This is a genomic window from Pseudoxanthomonas sp. LjRoot125 (genome assembly GCF_964252705.1).
GTDB lineage: Bacteria > Pseudomonadota > Gammaproteobacteria > Xanthomonadales > Xanthomonadaceae > Pseudoxanthomonas_A.
The window spans coordinates 243,379-260,305 of record NZ_CAXUOY020000003.1 but is presented as its reverse complement, the minus strand read 5'-3'; the positions used below and the strand labels follow the sequence as shown (position 1 = coordinate 260,305).

The following is a 16,927-nucleotide window of genomic DNA, read 5'->3' as shown; positions in this document are numbered from 1 at the left end:
TGGCCTGGAGGATTTCCGGCAAGCCCTTGTGCGGCAACATGAACCCATATGTGGCAACGATCTTCACTTCACTGGAAATTTGAAGACGTTCGCGCGCCCGCGCCATTCCCTTGGTCTCCAGGTCCATAGCGCCGTGCGGGAAGAAAGCGGCGTTCGCGCCAAGGCCGAAGTCGATCAAGCGATTCAAGTCGTCGACCGAGTGGACGAGTAGCCGGGAGGCGGTAGCCAGCCCTTCGACGCCATTCCGAAGCGATGCCCTGAAGTCCCCGCGATCCACATCTTGGGTCGAATGCATCACCACGATAACGCGCACATCCGCTCGTTCCAGGTCGGCCACGGCTTTGGCCAAAGCAGGCACAGAGAAGAACCCAAAGTTGAACTGGAACACAGCCACTTCGGACCGATCGTCAAGGATTCGGGCGACCAGGCCATCCAGCGACTCCTGATTCGCGTCGCGCCACAGCGCCGAGGGTTGGATGCCGGCAGAGGGCTGCGACGTGCCCATGCGACCATGAACGCAAACCTGGACTTCTGCGTCATCGAGATGTTCGAGCAGGTAGTTGGAATACGTAGCGATTCCGCACGGTTCGTTCCAGGTCGACACCCAAGCCAAACGGATCGGATCCGCATGCGTGTCGCGAGTCGGCAAGTCGGCTTCGAAGGCGTCTACGAATCGAGCCGCTACCTTGTCCCAACTGAAATCTGACTCGATCAGAGCTTTTGCCCGCGCGCGGCGCCCTTCGAGATCCCCCTCACCCCGTTCGACCTGGCGCATCTGCTCGACCAAGCTGTCCACATCCGGTTCCGCCCATAGGGAACCGTCCGAGCCCGCAACGTGGCTCGCAGAAGGCGCCATTCGGTAGTCGATCAGCCACGCCGTATCGGGACGACAGAAATCGGTATGGCCTCCCCAGCCTGTCGCGATCACGGGCAACCCATGCAGCATCGCCTCCGCCATTGGCAGGCCGAACCCTTCCCCGCGCGAAGGAGCGACGTATGCGTCGCATTGTTCGTACAGCATCCGTATCTGCCCGGGCGTGAATTCCTTACTGATCAGCACGACCCTTGGGAAGCGGGGGTTGGCGGCCTTCAGGGATGCCAGCAATTGTGGTACTTCGTTGTGGGGATTATCGAAGGTTTTGATTACCAGGCTGACGTCGGTTCGCCCACTGAAGGCTTCGCCGAAGGCGCGAAGCAGTACGTCGGGCCCTTTTCTAGGGAAGCAGGACGACACGTGCAGGAACTTGAATCCTTCGGGCAGCGGCTCGTCGTGCGGCTCGGACGGCACGTTCAACACATGGTCGGCGCCGCTTCCGACATAGCGAATGGGCACGTTGACGCCAGACGAGCGCCACGCATCCGCGACAGTAGCGGAAGGAGCGAGAAGCAGATCGAGCGATAGGTTGAAGTCGCGGACGTAGGCTGCCGGAAAGCTGGTCTCTTCCCAGAAGAAGTACCCGCCCGCGATCTCCGCACGGGCATCACGTACTCGCGGCGGATACAGATTCCGCACGACGACGCGTGGCAATCCGGTCCCGCGACCCGCCCGAATCAACGCCTGCACCGACGGAGCGAGAGCGGCCACTGCAGTGGGATCGGGCGTGTAGTCACCCGGACCCTCGGTGCAGAACATCGCAACGTCCGCTCCCTTCCGGGAGACGGCCGCCGCCAGTTCACGATTGACCAGTGCCAGGCTGTAACTCGACTCGCACGGGCCTTCAACACGATAGGTAGTGGAGCCTGCGTGATAGTTGGCCACCTCTTCCACCCCGGGCGTCTCCAGCCCAAGATGGCCCAGCAGCTCCGCCAGCTTCCCACGAATTTTCTGTGCGGAGAAATCCGCCGCACGCCGGTCCTGGCCGACCAGCAGCGCGCGCGCGCGCTTGCGGTTCCGCATCAAGCCGAACAGCTCTCGGCAAACAACATCGGGGTCGGCGCTCTCGAGCAGCACGCCTGCGCCAGCCAAGGTCTCCGGCACTGCGGCCTCTGCCAGCGCGACAACGGGCAATCTGCAGAACATCGCCTCTATCAGCGGAACGCCGAAGCCTTCGTGTCTACTCAGGCTTAGGTAACAGTCGGCGCGCGCGTACCAGTCCAGCAATTCTTCGTCCGAGAGCTTGCCGGTGAACTGGAACTTGTCGTTCAACCCCAGCGATTCGACCGAAGCAACCAGTTCACGACAAAACGAATCGTTTAGATCCAGCGCGCCAACGCATACGAATCGAATAGGATAGGCTGGATGCAGCGCACGCCAGCGAAGGGCGGCTTCGATCAGATCACCATGCCCCTTGTTCTGGCAGACACGCCCCACAAAGAGGACGGTCCAGGGACGACCAGTGCCGGTCTCGCGGCACTTCGGCGCGAATACGGCCGAGAACTTCCGGTCATCCACCAGCGCAGGTATCACATCGACCTGGGCAAAACCCGCTGCGCTCAGTTCGGTCGCGTTGTAGAACGAGACAGCGACAGTGCGCTCCACGGCGCCCTTAAGTTCGATCAACTGCTCACGACCGAGCGTTGCGTACTCTCGGAACGCGGATCCTTCAGGAAAGAACTCGGCTGGCGTGATGTTGTGGTAGACGAGAACCTTTCGGCATTTAAGAGAAAGCAGCCAAGCGAGACGGTCGTGACCCATCGAGTGATGGATCAGGAGCAGATCATTCTCCCGCAGTACCGTTTCAACCGAGGTCCACGGCGACAGCGAATGGATCAGCTGGGGATCGAGATGTTCCACGAACACCTCACCCTCGTAGCCGAGCCCCCGCAGGTGCCGATTGATCAGGAACATGGAGTTGGTCACGGCGTCGCCATACGCCGAGCCGGAATGGAACTGATGTACCCGAACCGGTCCGACATCCGATCGACGGGCAGCATCTGGAACGCTAATGGTCACGACTTGAATCCTTCAGCAGGCGCAGCGCCTCCAGCACTTTCCCGTTGATGAGCGCCTGTTTGCGGAACAGGCGCTCATACACACGGAGGATGGGACCCTTAAGCAACGAGGAACCCGGTATTGAATCGAGCCTTGGGGGTAGCCCGGTCGGAGTCGCGGAGAAGGCTTCTAGCTGGCTAAGTATTTCCTGTAGGTCGGACTGCACCATCGCAGTGACGTGCGCTGGAGCGGAAACAATGCTGGGCGTCTGTCGGGGCGTGGCTTCGGCCCGCAAAGCTAGCCGGAGAAGCGTTTCAGTATCCGGAACCGCAGGACCGGTGGGGGACTCCAGCTCACCGATCAACGGTGACTCGACAACGTCGGGAACCTCATCGGCCACGGGGAAGGGCTTAGAGGCGCCCATCTTCTCCGACATCCAGCGTAGCGGTCGCGTCAGGCGCCAGCTCCGGGATTCGGTGAGAAGCCTCAACTGGTGACGATGCAGGTGCCTAAGTCGCTCGCTTTCCTCTATCCGCCGTGCGAGCCGCCGCAGTTGAGCCTCGTACTCCGCACCCAGGCGTTCCAGCGCTAGCGTCTCCCTGGCATCAAAGCGGGCGGCCTCCTCCGCCAGGCGCGCGTCGTGCGCGAACTGGATCTTAGCTGTCTCTTCACGGTGTTCGCGCTTGGCCTGCTCGAGCGCGGCCTCCAGTTCCAGCACATGCTGGACTTGGGCATCAATGCGCTCCTCTTGAACACCAATGCGCTCCCTTTGGGTCTCGATGCGATCGCTTTGAGCGTTGACCTGCGCCTCCAACTGCCCGATCGCCTCATCAGTTCCGCGTTGAAGCGCTTCCAGCTCCTCGCGAAGGCGCCTTGCTTCTTCCCCCCTCTCCCAATCACTGTGCCGAACGAAATCGTCGAAGAAGTTCGGCGGGCAGGAAAAATGGCGCGCCAGCTCCGAATGTTCCTTGGCCAGATAGAATCTGTTGAGGCCGTCGTAGTAGGCCATCGTATAGCCCGCTTCAATGAGCGTGCTCTCCCAGGCACCGCGGATATCGTCCTGCGTGTTCGGCCGCGTCGATTCGACCACTACGATCCAGGGTCGCCAACGATCCAGCGACAAACCGCCCAGCACGTCGCCTTCGGCACCTTCGACGTCGATCTTGAGGAAATGGATGTCGGCGCGGGCATGCTGCTCTAGCACGTCGTCCAGCGTCGTGGCCTCAACTCGGATCATCCTCACCAGGAAACCATCGCCCGCATGTTGGGAGGCGATCTCGGGGTTCGTCGTGGAAAGGCCCGTGTCGTCCACGTCATAGAAGTCAACATGGCCCCTGGTAAGGCCTATGGCGATCCCCAGATTGATGTCCTCCGGACGGTCAATCTCCAGCAAATCCAGCCAAGCGCGCACCGGCTCGATATTGATTCCGCGCCAGCCCCGTTCGTAGAACGCGCGCGTGACCGAATCCTTGAGCGGATGATGGGCGCCAACGTCGACGTAGAAACCCTGCTCTACATCTTGCAGCGCGCGCCGCAGCATGACGTCTTCGAAATTCTGGGAATAAGAGATGTAGGTCGACATCAGCGTTCGACCTCGATTCTTGGCGGCACCCACGCGCTACCGATGAAAATCGGGTGACTGAGATTGGCGACGGTGAACGTCAGAGCCAATTCCCTCCATTCAAAATTATCGACCAAATGGGTTTCGGTGCTGACCAGTGCGGTGGAGACAGCGTAGCTCCCCGGCCCCAGATTGGCTTCGAATCGTATGTCGTACCGCAACAGGTCCCCCTCCCTGACGCCCAGCACTGGCTGCTCCGTGTAGTGGGTGTTCGTCCCGAACACCACCTGCCCCAAACGGTCTTTGATCATGTACCCCAACACCAGGCGCTCGATCTCTGCGCGACTTCTCACCATGACCGACAGGCAAACCTCTTCGCCGACATCGATTGTCTCAACCGGATTGCCACGAAGATTGTACAGCCCAATCGATTCGACTACTGCCTCCAACGTCCCGGAAATAACTTGCTCGCGGCCAGACTCGTGTTTGCGCACGAGAAGCGAGGCGTTCTCTTTCTCGGCTATCAACGCGTTGTAGTAGTCCATCACGTCCTTGGGTGAACCATCGCGGAGAATCCTGCCGGAATCCAGGAGGATTGCTCGATCACAGATGGCCTGTACCGAAGAGCTGTCATGCGAAACGAGCAGCAGCGCTGTTCCCTGCTCCTTGAACTCGCGGATCCTCTGGAAGGATTTGTGCTGGAAGTACGCATCGCCGACCGAGAGCGCCTCGTCGACAATCAGCAGATCGGGGCGAAAGGCGGTAGCGACGCTGAAGGACACGCGCATCTGCATGCCACTGGAATATGTACGCATGGGCTCGTCGAAATACTCACCCACCTCTGCGAACGCCTCGATCTGGGGCATAGCCTGCTCGATCTGCGCCTGGCTGTAGCCCATCAATCCGGCGGAGTGGAAGGCGTTCTGTCGACCAGTCAAATCGCTGTTGAAACCCATGCCTAGTTCGAGGATGGCGGCAACGCGCCCGCTCATGCTCACCGAACCCTCAGTGGCGCGCGTGGTCCCAGTGATGATCTTCAGCAGCGTGCTCTTGCCGGCACCGTTCTGGCCAACAATACCGACCGTCTCACCGGGACCGACTTCGAACGCAACATCGCGCAACACCCAGTGCTCCTCCAGAGCCTGCACGGGCAGCCCGAACCAGGAAGCGGCACGCATCCATTCGCTGCGCCAATGACGGTAGGCTTTGCCTACGTTGCGTACCACTAGCTTGGCGCTCACAGTGCATCCACCATTTCAGGGCTCGCGCGGCGGAAGACGACAAGTGCGACCAACATTAGTACTGCGGTCGCCGCCGCCAGTGTGCCCAGTTCAGTCCATAGCGGCGGCTTCCCGTAGAGCAGAACGTTCTGGTAGCTAGCGACGATGGGATACATGGGGTTGTACTTGAACCAATGCTGCAGGTGGGCCGGAAGAATGCTGAGGTTGTAAACGACGGGAGTCAGCCAGAACATGGCCTGTAGCACCACTGGCACGACTTGGCCCACATCCCGCATGAACACATTGAGCACACCGAGAATCAGGCCGAGCCCCATGGCGAAGCACAACGTCAACAGCATCAAGATCGGCAGCCAGACCACCTGCAGATCTGGGTAGTGTCCGAGGGCGGCGAACACGCCAAAAATGGCCAGCAGAAGCAGGACATTGTTGACCAGAACGACTCCGGCCGCGATGACCGGCAGACAGATTCGCGGAAAGGCCATCTTCTTCATCAGATTGCCGCTATCGATGAACAACATCAGCGACTTTGACACCCCTTCCGCAAATAGGGTCCACCCCAGGGTGCCGGCCATCAGGTAAAGCGCGTAAGCGTACTTGTTATCGATGCCGGGCAGCTTGGCTGAAAGGACCTCGGACAAGATGGTCGCGAATATCAGCACCTGCGCCAAAGGATGGATAATCATCCACAGCGCGCCAAGCTTGCTCCTGACGAAGCGCAGCTTCAGCTCATTTCGGATTGATGAGGCGATGAAGTACCTGTAGATCCAGAGCGCGTGGAACATATTCCTCATTGCCTAGCCTCTGCAGTCGCCGGCACAAATTTGTCCTGTGCCGACATGGATGTCGCGCGCAACAGCGCGATGGCTTCGAGCCTCTCCGTGAGCATCTTTCCGACTTCTTTGGGCGACAGCTGCCTCGTTATCGACGCCCTGCCGCGCCCCCCCAGCCCTTGCGCAAAGCCCTTCTCGAAGACCAGCCTGCGCATGAAACTCGCTGCCGTCTCAACATCGGGAGCAGCCCAGCGCTGGCCGTCCGCATGCAAGTACTGCCCGCGGGGAATCGCGGTCAGCTCTGCCGGCACCAGGCAGCTATTGTCTTCTGTCATGAACTCAAGGTTGCCCGACCACGCAGTAGCGATCACAGGCTTCCCCATCGACATGCACTCCGCCAAGCCAAGACCAAACCCTTCGGCACGATGCAGGGACACGTAAGCATCACAGCAACGCTGCATAGCGCGAAGATGCGCATGCTCAATGATTCCGTCCATGATCACAATGCGCGGCTCATGATGCGTCGTCGCTAGCAGTTGGGTCAGCGCCTGAGGGTGCAGGTGCCCATTGCTCGTCTTGACCACGAGCTTGACCTTCGCGTCGGTTCCACCGAACGCGCGACGGAAAGCCTCCATAGTCGCCAACGGATTCTTACGTTCGACCCAGGAATGGAAATCGAAACTGGTCATGAATACAAACTGGTCGTCTGCAAGCCCTATGTCTGATCGCTGCAGGCCGCTGTCGCACCTCTCAAAGAGAGGCAATGGAATGCGCGTGACCGGCTTGGTGGTTGCTGCGCGGACAGCTTCTTCGATAAACCCGGACGCCACTAGCACTTCATCGACAAGCTCAAACGCCGCCAGCCACTGCTCGGGTATGCGCTCAAGCTCCCAGAACCAGCACGCGATGATGTAGCGACCCTGCATCCTCGCTCGCCCGATCCGTTCTATCGCCTGTTCGAAGTAGTCGGGGTTGACGAAGACAATGCTCGTGGCATGGGGCGCTTGATCTTGCAGCAAGGATGCGAGGCTTTCGTCGCCGAATCCGTGGGGCAAGTCCAAATCGATGTCCACGAGCGCCACCGGGTTGCCCGAAACCAGCAGTGCCGACGCGTACAGGCGTGCCGCTTCTGCCAAGCCGAACTGGCCACGAAAATATCCGAACAGATTGGCGCCACTCGCGGATGACTGGCTTCCGGAATTTGATCTATCCGGAAACTCCTGCCGTGCCGGTTGCACGCCAGCGTCAACTCGAAGGGGCGGCAAATCGGGCATGCGCGCCGCCAGCGCAGCACGTTCCGCCAGTCGACGCGCGACCTTCTCCCGAATGGATTCGGGAAGCCATCGGTATGCGTGGCGCAACCAGGCGGAGGAAGCGCGTATCGCCTGTACGTAAGCCAGCAGACGCAAGCCGGAACGCTCAGCGGTCACGCGCACCGCCCTGCCTAAGTAGCGCGGTGCCAAGCGCTCGCTCCAAGTCGACCTGCAGGTCTTCCAAAGCCTCCACCCCCACACTCAACCGCACCAGCCCATCGGTGATTCCCAGCTTCTCCCGCCGCTCTACCGGCACCGACGCATGCGTCATGACGGCCGGGTGATTGACCAGACTTTCCACGCCACCGAGCGATTCGGCCAGGGTGAAGAGCGTTGTGTTTTCGCAGAACCGGCGAGCGGCATCGAAGCCGCCCTTGATCACGATGGAAATGATGCCGCCGAAGCCCTGCATCTGCCGGGCGGCAAGCGCATGCTGGGGGTGGGATGCCAGGCCGGGGTAGATGACTTTCTCGATTGCGGGATGCGTCTCGAGCCACTGCGCCAATGCCAGGGCGTTCTCGCAGTGCGCCTTCATCCGGAGGTGTAGGGTCTTCAGGCCGCGCAGAGCGAGGAAGCTGTCGAAAGGTCCTTGCACCGCGCCGATGGAGTTCTGCAGGAAGGCCATCTGTTCGGCCAGTTCCGCATCATCCCCGACCACCACCATGCCGCCGACCATATCGGAGTGGCCATTGAGGTACTTGGTGGCCGAATGCATGACGATGTCGGCGCCGAGCGCGAGCGGACGCTGCAGGATCGGCGAGGCGAAGGTGTTGTCGACGACCACACGCAGGCCGCGCTTGCGCGCGATCTCGCAGATGGCAGCGATGTCGACGATCTTGAGCATGGGGTTCGTGGGGGTTTCCACCCACACCAGTCGCGTTTCCGGCCGTATCGAGGACTCGAACGCCGTCAGGTCGGTCATGTCGACGAAGCTGAAATCCAGCGCCGCCGTGCGTCTGCGCACCCGCTCGAACAGGCGGAAGCTGCCGCCGTAGAGGTCGTCCATCGCGACGACGTGGCTGCCACTGTCGAGCAGTTCCAGGATCGTCGAGGTCGCGGCCATGCCCGATGCGAAGGCGAACCCGCGGCTTCCGCCCTCGAGGGTGGCCACGCAGCGCTCGTAGGCGAAGCGCGTCGGGTTGTGCGTGCGGGAATACTCGAAACCCTGATGGACGCCCGGGCTGCTCTGCGCGTACGTCGAGGTCGCGTAGATAGGCGGCATGACCGCGCCCGTGGTGGGGTCCGGGGATTGCCCGCCATGGATGGCCAGGGTGCCCAGGGCGAGATCGCCGACGTTCCCGCCGGAGGGGGATGAATGGTGCGCCATATTCGGGTTCCTTGAGTCAGCCCGCCATTTTAACAGCGGGTCCTTAACGTATCGTCCGTGTCCGGCCGCCCTCCCCTGTGGGCGGCCATGCATCGCCGCCTACTGTGCGCGGCGTCGCAGATAGTTCAGCAAATCGATGCGGGTGATCAGCCCCAGGAAGGCGTCACCGTCGGTGATGATGGCCACCTGCCCCCGGTCGAACACGGGCAGCAGCGCCTCGATGGGCGAGCGCACATCCAGGCGGTCCAGCTTGCTGACCATGGCCGTAGAGACCGGATCGCGGAAGCGGGCCTCATCGCCGTACACGTGAAGCAGCACGTCGCTTTCATCCACGATGCCGACCAGCCTGTCGCCTTCCATCACCGGCAGCTGAGACACGTCGTACAGCTTCATGCGCTGGTAGGCGGTCGTCAGCAGGTCCGTAGGGCTGACCACGACGGTGTCGCGCTGACTGTAGGGACGCAGGATCAGGTCTCGCAGATCGCCGTACTGGGGCCTATCAATGAAGCCGTTGTCCAGCATCCAGTAGTCGTTGTACATCTTGGACAGGTACTTGTTGCCGGTGTCGCAGACGAAGACGAGCACCTTCTTCGGTTCGGTCTGCTCGCGGCAGTACTTCAACGCCGCGGCGAGCAGCGTGCCCGTCGAGGAGCCGCCCAGAATGCCCTCTTTCGCCAGCAGCTCGCGCGCGGTCAGGAAACTCTCGCGGTCGCTGATCCCGTAGGCCTTCTTGACCCGGGTGAAGTCCGAGATCTGCGGCAGGAAATCCTCGCCGATGCCCTCCACCAACCAGCTGCCTGACTTCGTGCTGAGGGTCCCCTCGTTGATGTACTGGGTCAGGATGGAGCCGACCGGATCGGCAAGCACCATCTCGGTCTGGGGCGAATGCGCCGCGAAGCACCGCGACAGGCCAGTCATGGTCCCGGAGCTACCGCAGCCGAAGACGATGGCATCCAACTGGCCGTCCATCTGGCGCAGGATCTCCGGACCAGTGCCGAATTCGTGCGCGGCCGGGTTATCCGGATTGCCGAACTGGTTGATGAAGTAGGCGCCCGGCGTCTCGCGCGCGATGCGCTCGGCCAGGTCCTGGTAGTACTCCGGGTGCCCCTTCGCGACGTCGGAGCGGGTGAGGATGACCTCGGCGCCCATGGCCTTCAGATTGAAGATCTTCTCCCGGCTCATCTTGTCCGGGACCACCAGCATCAGCTTGTAGCCCTTCTGCTGGGCGACGAGGGCCAGGCCTATACCGGTGTTGCCCGCCGTACCCTCCACCAGCGTGGCGCCGGGCTTCAAGTCGCCGCGCTTTTCGGCGGCCTCGATCATCGACATGCCGATGCGGTCCTTGATGGACCCGCCAGGGTTGGCGCTCTCGAGCTTGAGATAAAGGGTGCAGAGCCCGGTGTCGAGGCGCTTGGCCTGGACGATCGGCGTGTCGCCGATCAGCTCGAGTACGGAGGAGTGGATCGCCATGCGGCCGTGCATCCGGTGCGGAACGTGACCCGGATTATCGCATTAGGGTGACGCGGACGGCGACGGCCGACGAGGAGGCCGTCGCCGCCCGCGACGAGAAAGGATCAGGAAAGCGTCAGTGGGGCTTGGTGTCGTAGATCCGGAGCAATCGCTCCTTGGCGTGCAGCTTTTCGCGCTTCATCTGCCCGAGCAGGTTGTCGTCGATGGGCAGGACGCCGAGTTCGGCATCCGTGACCTTCTTGTCCAGCTCACGATGGCGCTGGTAAAGCTGCTTGAACTCCGGATCGGCCTTGATGAGTGCATCGATTTCGGCCTGCGGTTGACCTTCGAACATGGTGTTACCTCCTTCAGCAGAAATACGAACGCCCCGGCCTTCACAGGCACGGGGCGTTGGCTTGGGAGCGGAGTTGCCGATCGTTGACGCGGGTACCCCCCACCGGAAGGCCCGCGACAGCCTGGCTGCCGGCGGCGGTTTCCTGTGGGACTGGAACGGGCGTCATCGGGGCGATTCTCCGGTGAGCCAAGCGACAGGGGTCGCTTGGGTATACGACCCTACTCCTCGCCCGAAGCCCCGGCAACCCCATTCGTAAGTACTTGATTCGGGGTGTATTGCAGGGCTCGCGACTCTTCACATAGGTCGCCCTGCACACCTCGGAACGCCGTATAACACACTGATTCCTAAAGAAAAATCAGTGCGTGATGACGACTTCGATGGCGCGCGCCTTCGTGCCGGCCCCCTTCGCGGTGCTCTGCAGTCGGTTTCGCTGCACGCCACCGGCCGTCAGGGCGTCTCGCACGGCGTCCGCGCGGCGCTGTCCCGGCGTCTGCTTGTCGCCGTAGCCCTCGATGCGCGCGCGCGCCTTGGGGTTTGCCTGCAGGTATGCGGCCAACGCGCTTGCCGTCGAACTGCCGCCCCCGGAGAGCTTCGCCGATCCGCTCGCGAAAGCGTCGGCGCCCAGGGTGAAGACTTCACCCCTGCTTTCAAACTTGGACGCCGGCAGCTTCGCCCCCGAGACGAGTTCGGCCTCCTCCCGTGCCAGCTTCAACTCACGTTGACGCGCGGTGCTGAGTCGACTGGCCTGCTGGCCCGCCACGGTGTCCAGTGTGGTCTCCGCTTCCTGCCGGGCCAGTGCTTCGGCTTCCGCCGCCAACCGCAGGCGATCCGCCTCTTCGGCCTGGATCTGGGCCTGCACGCGCAAGCGCTCGGCTTCGCGACGGGCCCGTTCAGCCTCGCGGCGACTGGCTTCCACGAGGAGCTCGCTGCGTGTGCGATCCAGTCGATCGGCCTCACGTCGTGCGGACTGGGTGCGGGCAGCGATTTCGGCAATCTCGACTCGGCGCTCAGCCACGTATTGCAGGGTCTCGCGCTGGCTGCGGCGCGCCTTGTCGAACGCGGCCACGGCATGCTGCGCCTGCAGCTTCTCGTAGGCCGCGAATTCCGCCAGGGCGGGATCGGACTGCAGCCGGACCAGGCGCTGGTTGAGCTGCACCACCACCGGGTTGTCTGCAGCGAACGCACTCATCGCCGTCGCGACGGCAAGTATCAGACCCAGGACGAACGGGACGAACCGGCGCGCGCTCATCGGCCACCCTCCCCGAGTTGGCGCTGCAGGTCGGCGATTTCCGCGCGACGCTGGCCGACTTCGGCCGTCGCTACGGCTTCTTCGCTGCGCGCGCGCGCCAGGTCGCCGTCCGCCGCGGCGCGCAAGGCGAAATCGAGCGCTTCTTTCTTGTTCCGGGTGGACTGCGCCTGGGCCAGCGCCTGGCGGGCGGCAGCCAACGGCTCCGGGGCGTACTGGTCGGCATCGGCCTGGTCGGCGCGCTGCACGGCTTTCACCGCGGCCTCCAGCTCCGGCGTGGGGACGCTCTGGGCGAACGCGGGCACCAGGGCCAGTGCCGCTACTGCGGCGGCCATCACATGCAGGGGCCTGCGGAAGTGTGCGAAGCTAACAGTCATTGGGGTGCCGTGACGTTGAGGGGTACGCGCGGCCATTGTCTGTAGCCTTCGGCACCGTTGCAACGTGGTGCCGCGCATCGTGGGGAGCTTTGCATATGGACATCGGCTATTTCCTGAAGCTGATGACCGAGAAGAACGCCTCGGACATGTTCCTCACGACCGGGGCGCCGGTCTACATCAAGATCGAGGGCAAGCTGTACCCCTTGGGCAACACCGGCCTGCCGCCCGGCATGGTCAAGAAGATCGCGTACTCGCTGATGGACGAGGGCCAGGTGCCCGTGTTCGAGCGCGAGCTCGAGCTCAACATGGCGATCGCCCTGCAGGACGCCGGCCGCTTCCGCGTCAACGTGTTCAAGCAGCGCGGCGAAGTGGGCATGGTCATCCGTGCGATCCGCAGCGTGATCCCGAGCATCGAGGAGCTGAACCTCCCGCCGGTGTTGAAGGACATCATCATGACCCCGCGCGGGCTGGTGCTGATCGTCGGCTCCACCGGCTCGGGCAAGTCGACCTCGCTCGCCTCGATGATCGACTACCGCAACACGACGAGTACCGGCCACATCCTCACCATCGAGGATCCGATCGAGTACCTGCACCGGCACAAGCAGTCCATCGTTAACCAGCGCGAAGTCGGCCTGGATACCCACGCCTTCCACAACGCCCTCAAGAACGCGATGCGCGAGGCGCCGGATGTCATCCTGATCGGCGAAATCCTGGACGCCACCACGATGGAAGCGGCGATCGCGTTCGCCGAGACGGGCCACCTCTGCCTGGCCACGCTGCACTCGAACAATGCCGACCAGACCATCGAGCGCATCCTCAACTTCTTCCCGGAGAGCGCGCACAAGAACGTGCTGATGAACCTGGCGCTGAACCTGCGCGCGGTGGTTTCCCAGCGCCTGGTCAAGGGCACCGATGGCCGCCGCCTGCCGGCCGCCGAGGTGCTGATTAACACGCCGATGATCCGCGACCTGCTGCGCCGCGGGCAGGTCCACGAGATCAAGGCCGCCATGGAAGAGTCGTTGGAGGAAGGCATGGAGACCTTCGACCAATGCCTGTTCCGCATGGTCAAGGAAGGTCAGATCGAGCAGGAAGAAGCGCTGCGCGCCGCCGACTCGCGCGATGGCCTGGCACTGAAGTTCCGCCTGTCCGAAGGCAGCAAGGGTGAGCACGATCCTTACGCCGACTACGACAACGGCAGCAGTTCGCCACGCATCACCCACGGCTTCGGCTGACCGCCACAAGGCATCGCGACACGCACGGCAAGGGCAGCGCAAGCTGCCCTTCTCGTTTCAGGCGGTGGCGTCGGGTTGGTTCTCGGGACGCGCCCGATCGAACGCCGGCAAGGCCAGGCACGCTTCCTCGATGCGCAGGATCGTCGGGAATGCCGTGATGTCCACGCCGAAGCGACGCGCATTGAAGACCTGCGGCACCAGGCAACAGTCCGCGAGTCCGGGCGTCTGCCCATGGCAGTAAGGACCGGTAGCGGCATCCTCGACGAGCAAGGCCTCCATCGCCGTGAAGCCTTCGACGATCCAGTGCTTGATCCAATCGTCGCGCTCGGCCTGCGGGACATTCCAGGTGTGCTCGAAATACTGCAGCACGCGCAGGTTGTTCAATGGGTGGATGTCGCACGCGACCATCTGCGCCAGCGCGCGCACGCGGGCGCGATCGCGCGCCGTCATCGGCAACAGACGCGGCGAAGGCCAGGCTTCGTCGAGGTACTCAAGGATCGCCAGCGATTGCCGGATCACCCGTTCACCGTGCTGCAGCGTCGGCACCAGCTGCTGGGGATTCTTGGCGATGTATTCCGCGGAGTGCTGCTGCCCACCATCGCGCACCAGGTGCACAGGCACGGTCTCGTACACCAGGCCCTTCAGGTTCAGGCCGATGCGGACACGGTAAGCGGCGCTGGAGCGCCAGTAGGAATACAGCTTCAGTTGCTCAGCCATGCAAGCCGCTCCCCGCGGTTTGCGCCATCAAATTCCCGGAATCCACGTCCCTGCCCGCTTCGGTCCTTCAAGTAACCACACTGGGCCCGGGCCCAGCCTCAAGGCAAGGGCTGGACCTCTATCCGCTGCTCGATCGCGCCAAAAATGGAACGGCCGTCACGATCCTTCATTTCGATGTGGACCACATCGCCGAAGCTCATGAAGGGGGTGCTGGGCTTGCCATCGCGGAGGGTCTCGACGGTGCGCTTCTCGGCGAAGCACGAGGCGCCCTTCGAGGTGTCCTCGTTGGCGATGGTGCCCGAGCCGACGATGGTGCCTGCGGACAGCGGGCGCGTCTTGGCGGCGTGGGCAACGAGCTGCGAGAAGTCGAACTGCATGTCGACACCGGCTTCCGGCGCACCGAACCACGCGCCGTTGATGTGGGTCACCAGCGGCAGGTGCACCTTGTTGGCATCCCACGCGGCTTCCAGTTCGTCCGGCGTGACGAAGACCGGCGACAACGCCGACCGCGGCTTAGACTGGAGGAACCCGAAGCCCTTGGCGAGCTCACCCGGGATCAGGTTGCGCAGCGACACGTCGTTGACCAGGCCGATCAGCTGGATGTGTCCGGCGGCCTGCGCGGGCGTGACCGCCATCGGCACGTCGTCGGTGATCACGACGATCTCGGCCTCCAGATCGATGCCATGGTCTTCGCTGACCACCTTCACCGGATCGCGCGGGCCAAGGAAGCCCGCGCTGGTCGCCTGGTACATCAGGGGGTCGGTGTAGAAGCTCGCCGGCACCTCCGCATTGCGCGCGCGGCGCACGCGCTCGACGTGAGGCAGGTAGGCGCTGCCGTCGACAAATTCATAGGCGCGCGGCAGCGGCGCAGCGAGCGCGTGCAAGTCGATATCAAAGGCACCCTCGACATCGCCGGCATTCAACGATTCGTACAGTGCGTTGAGGCGCGGCGCAGTGTTGCTCCAGTCCTCCAGCGCGCGCTGCAGCGTCGGCGCGATGCCGGTGGCGCGCACGCCGCGGGCCAGATCACGCGACACGACGATCAACGTACCGTCGCGACCACCTTCCTTCAGGGAACCCAGCTTCATCGGAACTCCAGGATGCCGGCGCGCATGCGCCATGGTTTCAATTGTAACGAAATACGCGCGACGGTCAGCCTTCGCTGGGGTCGCCCTGGAAGCCGTCCTTGCGGAAGGTCAGCACCAGCGTATCGCGATGGCCCTGCCCGTCCAGGGGCTGGATCGGGGTGGATTCGTGGATGACGCGCTCGTCGTCGAGGAACAGCAGCGACCACGGCGCTTCCAGCGTAAAGCGCTGCCCGTCCGGCCCTGCGGCGGCGAAGACGCGGGTTTCGCCCCCTTTGATGCCCTGACGGCCCAGCAGCAGCACCGCAACGAAATCCACACCGTCGCGATGCGCGCCTTCCGGCGTCGGTCGGCCGATGCCGTCGGTGGTGTCGATGCGGAATTGATGCGCCTCGACATACCAGCGGCGCTGGCCCCTGAGTGCGGAACACCAGCGGCCCAGCCCCAACAGGAGTTGTCGCCATGCCTGGGCTTCCGCGACGGCCGGCTCGATCGGCTCGAACCAGCGCTGCATGCCGCCATGCAAGGCGTTGTAATCCAGCGACTGCCAGTGCGCGCGGTGCGCCGCTTGCGCGATGCCTTCCGCATCCAGGACGAAGCACGAATGCCGCCGCCGCCGATAGCGGCCGCCGTCCTTGAGGTATCCGTCCACTTCCAGCCGATCCCAACTCGGCAGCAACGCGTCGAGCGCGTCGAGATCGACGCCCACGGCGTCGGCCATGGCCCGCGGCTCGAGTACCGCGTAGCCACGCTCCTGCACGCGGCGCACGGCCTCGTCGGCGGGGCAAAACGGAGGTTGGAACATCGCGACCATGGCAAGACCCCTCAACGCAAAAACCCGCCAGAGGCGGGCTTTTGCGGATGTCCAGTGGACTTCAAGTTGGCAGCCCCGGATGGATTCGAACCACCGAATGCCTGAGTCAGAGTCAGGTGCCTTACCGCTTGGCGACGGGGCTGTGTAACCAGTGACGCGTAGTGTAGCGCGTCTGTTAGCGCTTGGAGAACTGCGTGGCGCGACGCGCCTTGTGCAAGCCGACCTTCTTACGCTCGACTTCACGAGCGTCGCGGGTCACGAAGCCTGCCTTGCGCAGTTCCGACTTCAGCGTTTCATCGTATTCCACCAGCGCGCGGGCGATGCCCAGGCGGATGGCGCCGGCCTGGCCGGTGATGCCGCCACCGGTGGTGGTCACGGTGATGTCGAAGGTTTCGGTGTTCTTGGTCAGCTCCAGCGGCTGGCGCACGATCATGCGGCCGGTTTCGCGGCCGAAGAACTCGTCCAGCGGACGACCGTTGACCGTGATGTTGCCGGAACCCTTGCGCAGGAACACGCGGGCGGTGGAGGACTTGCGACGGCCGGTGCCGTAGTTCTGAGTGATAGCCAT

General features: G+C 63.0%; 15 protein-coding genes and 1 tRNA gene. 1 reads left to right on the top strand and 15 read right to left on the bottom strand.

All coding sequences use genetic code 11. The features are described from left to right. The 10 genes from ACSION_RS18240 to ACSION_RS18195 all read right to left on the bottom strand — a co-directional run. On the bottom strand, positions 1–2,893 hold a 2,893-nt coding region (locus ACSION_RS18240; protein ID WP_435307173.1), incomplete at its 3' end, for a glycosyltransferase family 4 protein. Next, positions 2,883–4,454: an FkbM family methyltransferase gene (locus ACSION_RS18235; RefSeq protein WP_435307172.1), complete on the bottom strand. Its 1,572-nt coding sequence runs from the start codon at positions 4,452–4,454 to the stop codon at positions 2,883–2,885. The genes ACSION_RS18235 and ACSION_RS18240, both read right to left, overlap by 11 nt. Then, positions 4,454–5,674, bottom strand: coding sequence for an ABC transporter ATP-binding protein (locus ACSION_RS18230; protein WP_435307171.1), 1,221 nt, complete (start codon positions 5,672–5,674; stop codon positions 4,454–4,456). The genes ACSION_RS18235 and ACSION_RS18230 overlap by 1 nt, the downstream gene beginning before the upstream one ends. Further along, the gene (locus ACSION_RS18225; RefSeq protein ID WP_435307184.1) at positions 5,671–6,456 is read right to left on the bottom strand and encodes an ABC transporter permease; all 786 of its coding nucleotides are present in this window, start codon (positions 6,454–6,456) and stop codon (positions 5,671–5,673) included. The genes ACSION_RS18230 and ACSION_RS18225 overlap by 4 nt, the downstream gene beginning before the upstream one ends. Positions 6,457–6,461: 5 nt before the next feature. After that, complete coding sequence (locus tag ACSION_RS18220) at positions 6,462–7,874, bottom strand: glycosyltransferase (protein WP_435307170.1); 1,413 nt, start codon at positions 7,872–7,874, stop codon at positions 6,462–6,464. Beyond that, positions 7,864–9,084: a cystathionine gamma-synthase gene (locus tag ACSION_RS18215; protein WP_435307183.1), complete on the bottom strand. Its 1,221-nt coding sequence runs from the start codon at positions 9,082–9,084 to the stop codon at positions 7,864–7,866. The genes ACSION_RS18220 and ACSION_RS18215 overlap by 11 nt, the downstream gene beginning before the upstream one ends. A gap of 99 nt (positions 9,085–9,183) precedes the next feature. Beyond that, complete coding sequence (locus tag ACSION_RS18210; RefSeq protein ID WP_435307169.1) at positions 9,184–10,554, bottom strand: pyridoxal-phosphate dependent enzyme; 1,371 nt, start codon at positions 10,552–10,554, stop codon at positions 9,184–9,186. 115 nt (positions 10,555–10,669) lie between these two features. Next, positions 10,670–10,888, bottom strand: coding sequence for a YdcH family protein (locus tag ACSION_RS18205; RefSeq protein WP_093487916.1), 219 nt, complete (start codon positions 10,886–10,888; stop codon positions 10,670–10,672). Between the two features lie 355 nt (positions 10,889–11,243). Beyond that, the gene (locus ACSION_RS18200) at positions 11,244–12,137 is read right to left on the bottom strand and encodes an OmpA family protein (RefSeq protein WP_435307168.1); all 894 of its coding nucleotides are present in this window, start codon (positions 12,135–12,137) and stop codon (positions 11,244–11,246) included. Next, positions 12,134–12,511: a DUF4398 domain-containing protein gene (locus ACSION_RS18195; protein ID WP_435307167.1), complete on the bottom strand. Its 378-nt coding sequence runs from the start codon at positions 12,509–12,511 to the stop codon at positions 12,134–12,136. Before ACSION_RS18195 ends, ACSION_RS18200 begins: the two co-directional genes overlap by 4 nt. A gap of 95 nt (positions 12,512–12,606) precedes the next feature. Here ACSION_RS18195 and ACSION_RS18190 point away from each other — a divergent pair, with 95 nt between their 5' ends. Then, a complete protein-coding gene (locus ACSION_RS18190) occupies positions 12,607–13,743 on the top strand; it encodes a PilT/PilU family type 4a pilus ATPase (RefSeq protein WP_056879502.1) in 1,137 nt (378 codons plus the stop codon). Between the two features lie 57 nt (positions 13,744–13,800). On the opposite strand, the gene maiA is transcribed toward ACSION_RS18190, so the two are convergent. The 5 genes from maiA to rpsI form a co-directional block, all read right to left on the bottom strand. Beyond that, positions 13,801–14,460 carry a maleylacetoacetate isomerase gene (gene maiA, locus ACSION_RS18185; RefSeq protein ID WP_435307166.1) on the bottom strand — a complete coding sequence of 220 codons (660 nt, stop codon included), beginning with the start codon at positions 14,458–14,460 and terminating at the stop codon, positions 13,801–13,803. A gap of 98 nt (positions 14,461–14,558) precedes the next feature. Continuing rightward, on the bottom strand, positions 14,559–15,548 hold the full coding sequence (locus ACSION_RS18180) for a fumarylacetoacetate hydrolase family protein (RefSeq protein ID WP_435307165.1): 990 nt from the start codon (positions 15,546–15,548) through the stop codon (positions 14,559–14,561). A gap of 64 nt (positions 15,549–15,612) precedes the next feature. Further along, on the bottom strand, positions 15,613–16,359 hold the full coding sequence (locus tag ACSION_RS18175) for a 2OG-Fe dioxygenase family protein (RefSeq protein WP_435307164.1): 747 nt from the start codon (positions 16,357–16,359) through the stop codon (positions 15,613–15,615). A 67-nt stretch (positions 16,360–16,426) separates the two neighbouring features. Further along, positions 16,427–16,501 (bottom strand) — tRNA-Gln (locus tag ACSION_RS18170). Positions 16,502–16,534: 33 nt separating this feature from the next. After that, positions 16,535–16,927, bottom strand: coding sequence for a 30S ribosomal protein S9 (rpsI, locus tag ACSION_RS18165; protein WP_056879499.1), 393 nt, complete (start codon positions 16,925–16,927; stop codon positions 16,535–16,537).

Excerpts from the sequence above, each read along its gene's own strand:
- ACSION_RS18205 (WP_093487916.1), bottom strand. The coding sequence starts at position 10,888 with ATGTTCGAAGGTCAACCGCAGGCCGAAATCGATGCACTCATCAAGGCC.
- ACSION_RS18210 (WP_435307169.1), bottom strand. The coding sequence starts at position 10,554 with ATGGCGATCCACTCCTCCGTACTCGAGCTGATCGGCGACACGCCGATC.
- rpsI (WP_056879499.1), bottom strand. The coding sequence starts at position 16,927 with ATGGCTATCACTCAGAACTACGGCACCGGCCGTCGCAAGTCCTCCACC.
- ACSION_RS18175 (WP_435307164.1), bottom strand. The coding sequence starts at position 16,359 with ATGGTCGCGATGTTCCAACCTCCGTTTTGCCCCGCCGACGAGGCCGTG.
- ACSION_RS18190 (WP_056879502.1), top strand. The coding sequence starts at position 12,607 with ATGGACATCGGCTATTTCCTGAAGCTGATGACCGAGAAGAACGCCTCG.
- ACSION_RS18225 (WP_435307184.1), bottom strand. The coding sequence starts at position 6,456 with ATGTTCCACGCGCTCTGGATCTACAGGTACTTCATCGCCTCATCAATC.
- ACSION_RS18195 (WP_435307167.1), bottom strand. The coding sequence starts at position 12,511 with ATGACTGTTAGCTTCGCACACTTCCGCAGGCCCCTGCATGTGATGGCC.
- ACSION_RS18180 (WP_435307165.1), bottom strand. The coding sequence starts at position 15,548 with ATGAAGCTGGGTTCCCTGAAGGAAGGTGGTCGCGACGGTACGTTGATC.
- ACSION_RS18215 (WP_435307183.1), bottom strand. The coding sequence starts at position 9,084 with ATGGCGCACCATTCATCCCCCTCCGGCGGGAACGTCGGCGATCTCGCC.
- maiA (WP_435307166.1), bottom strand. The coding sequence starts at position 14,460 with ATGGCTGAGCAACTGAAGCTGTATTCCTACTGGCGCTCCAGCGCCGCT.
- ACSION_RS18200 (WP_435307168.1), bottom strand. The coding sequence starts at position 12,137 with ATGAGCGCGCGCCGGTTCGTCCCGTTCGTCCTGGGTCTGATACTTGCC.
- ACSION_RS18235 (WP_435307172.1), bottom strand. The coding sequence starts at position 4,454 with ATGTCGACCTACATCTCTTATTCCCAGAATTTCGAAGACGTCATGCTG.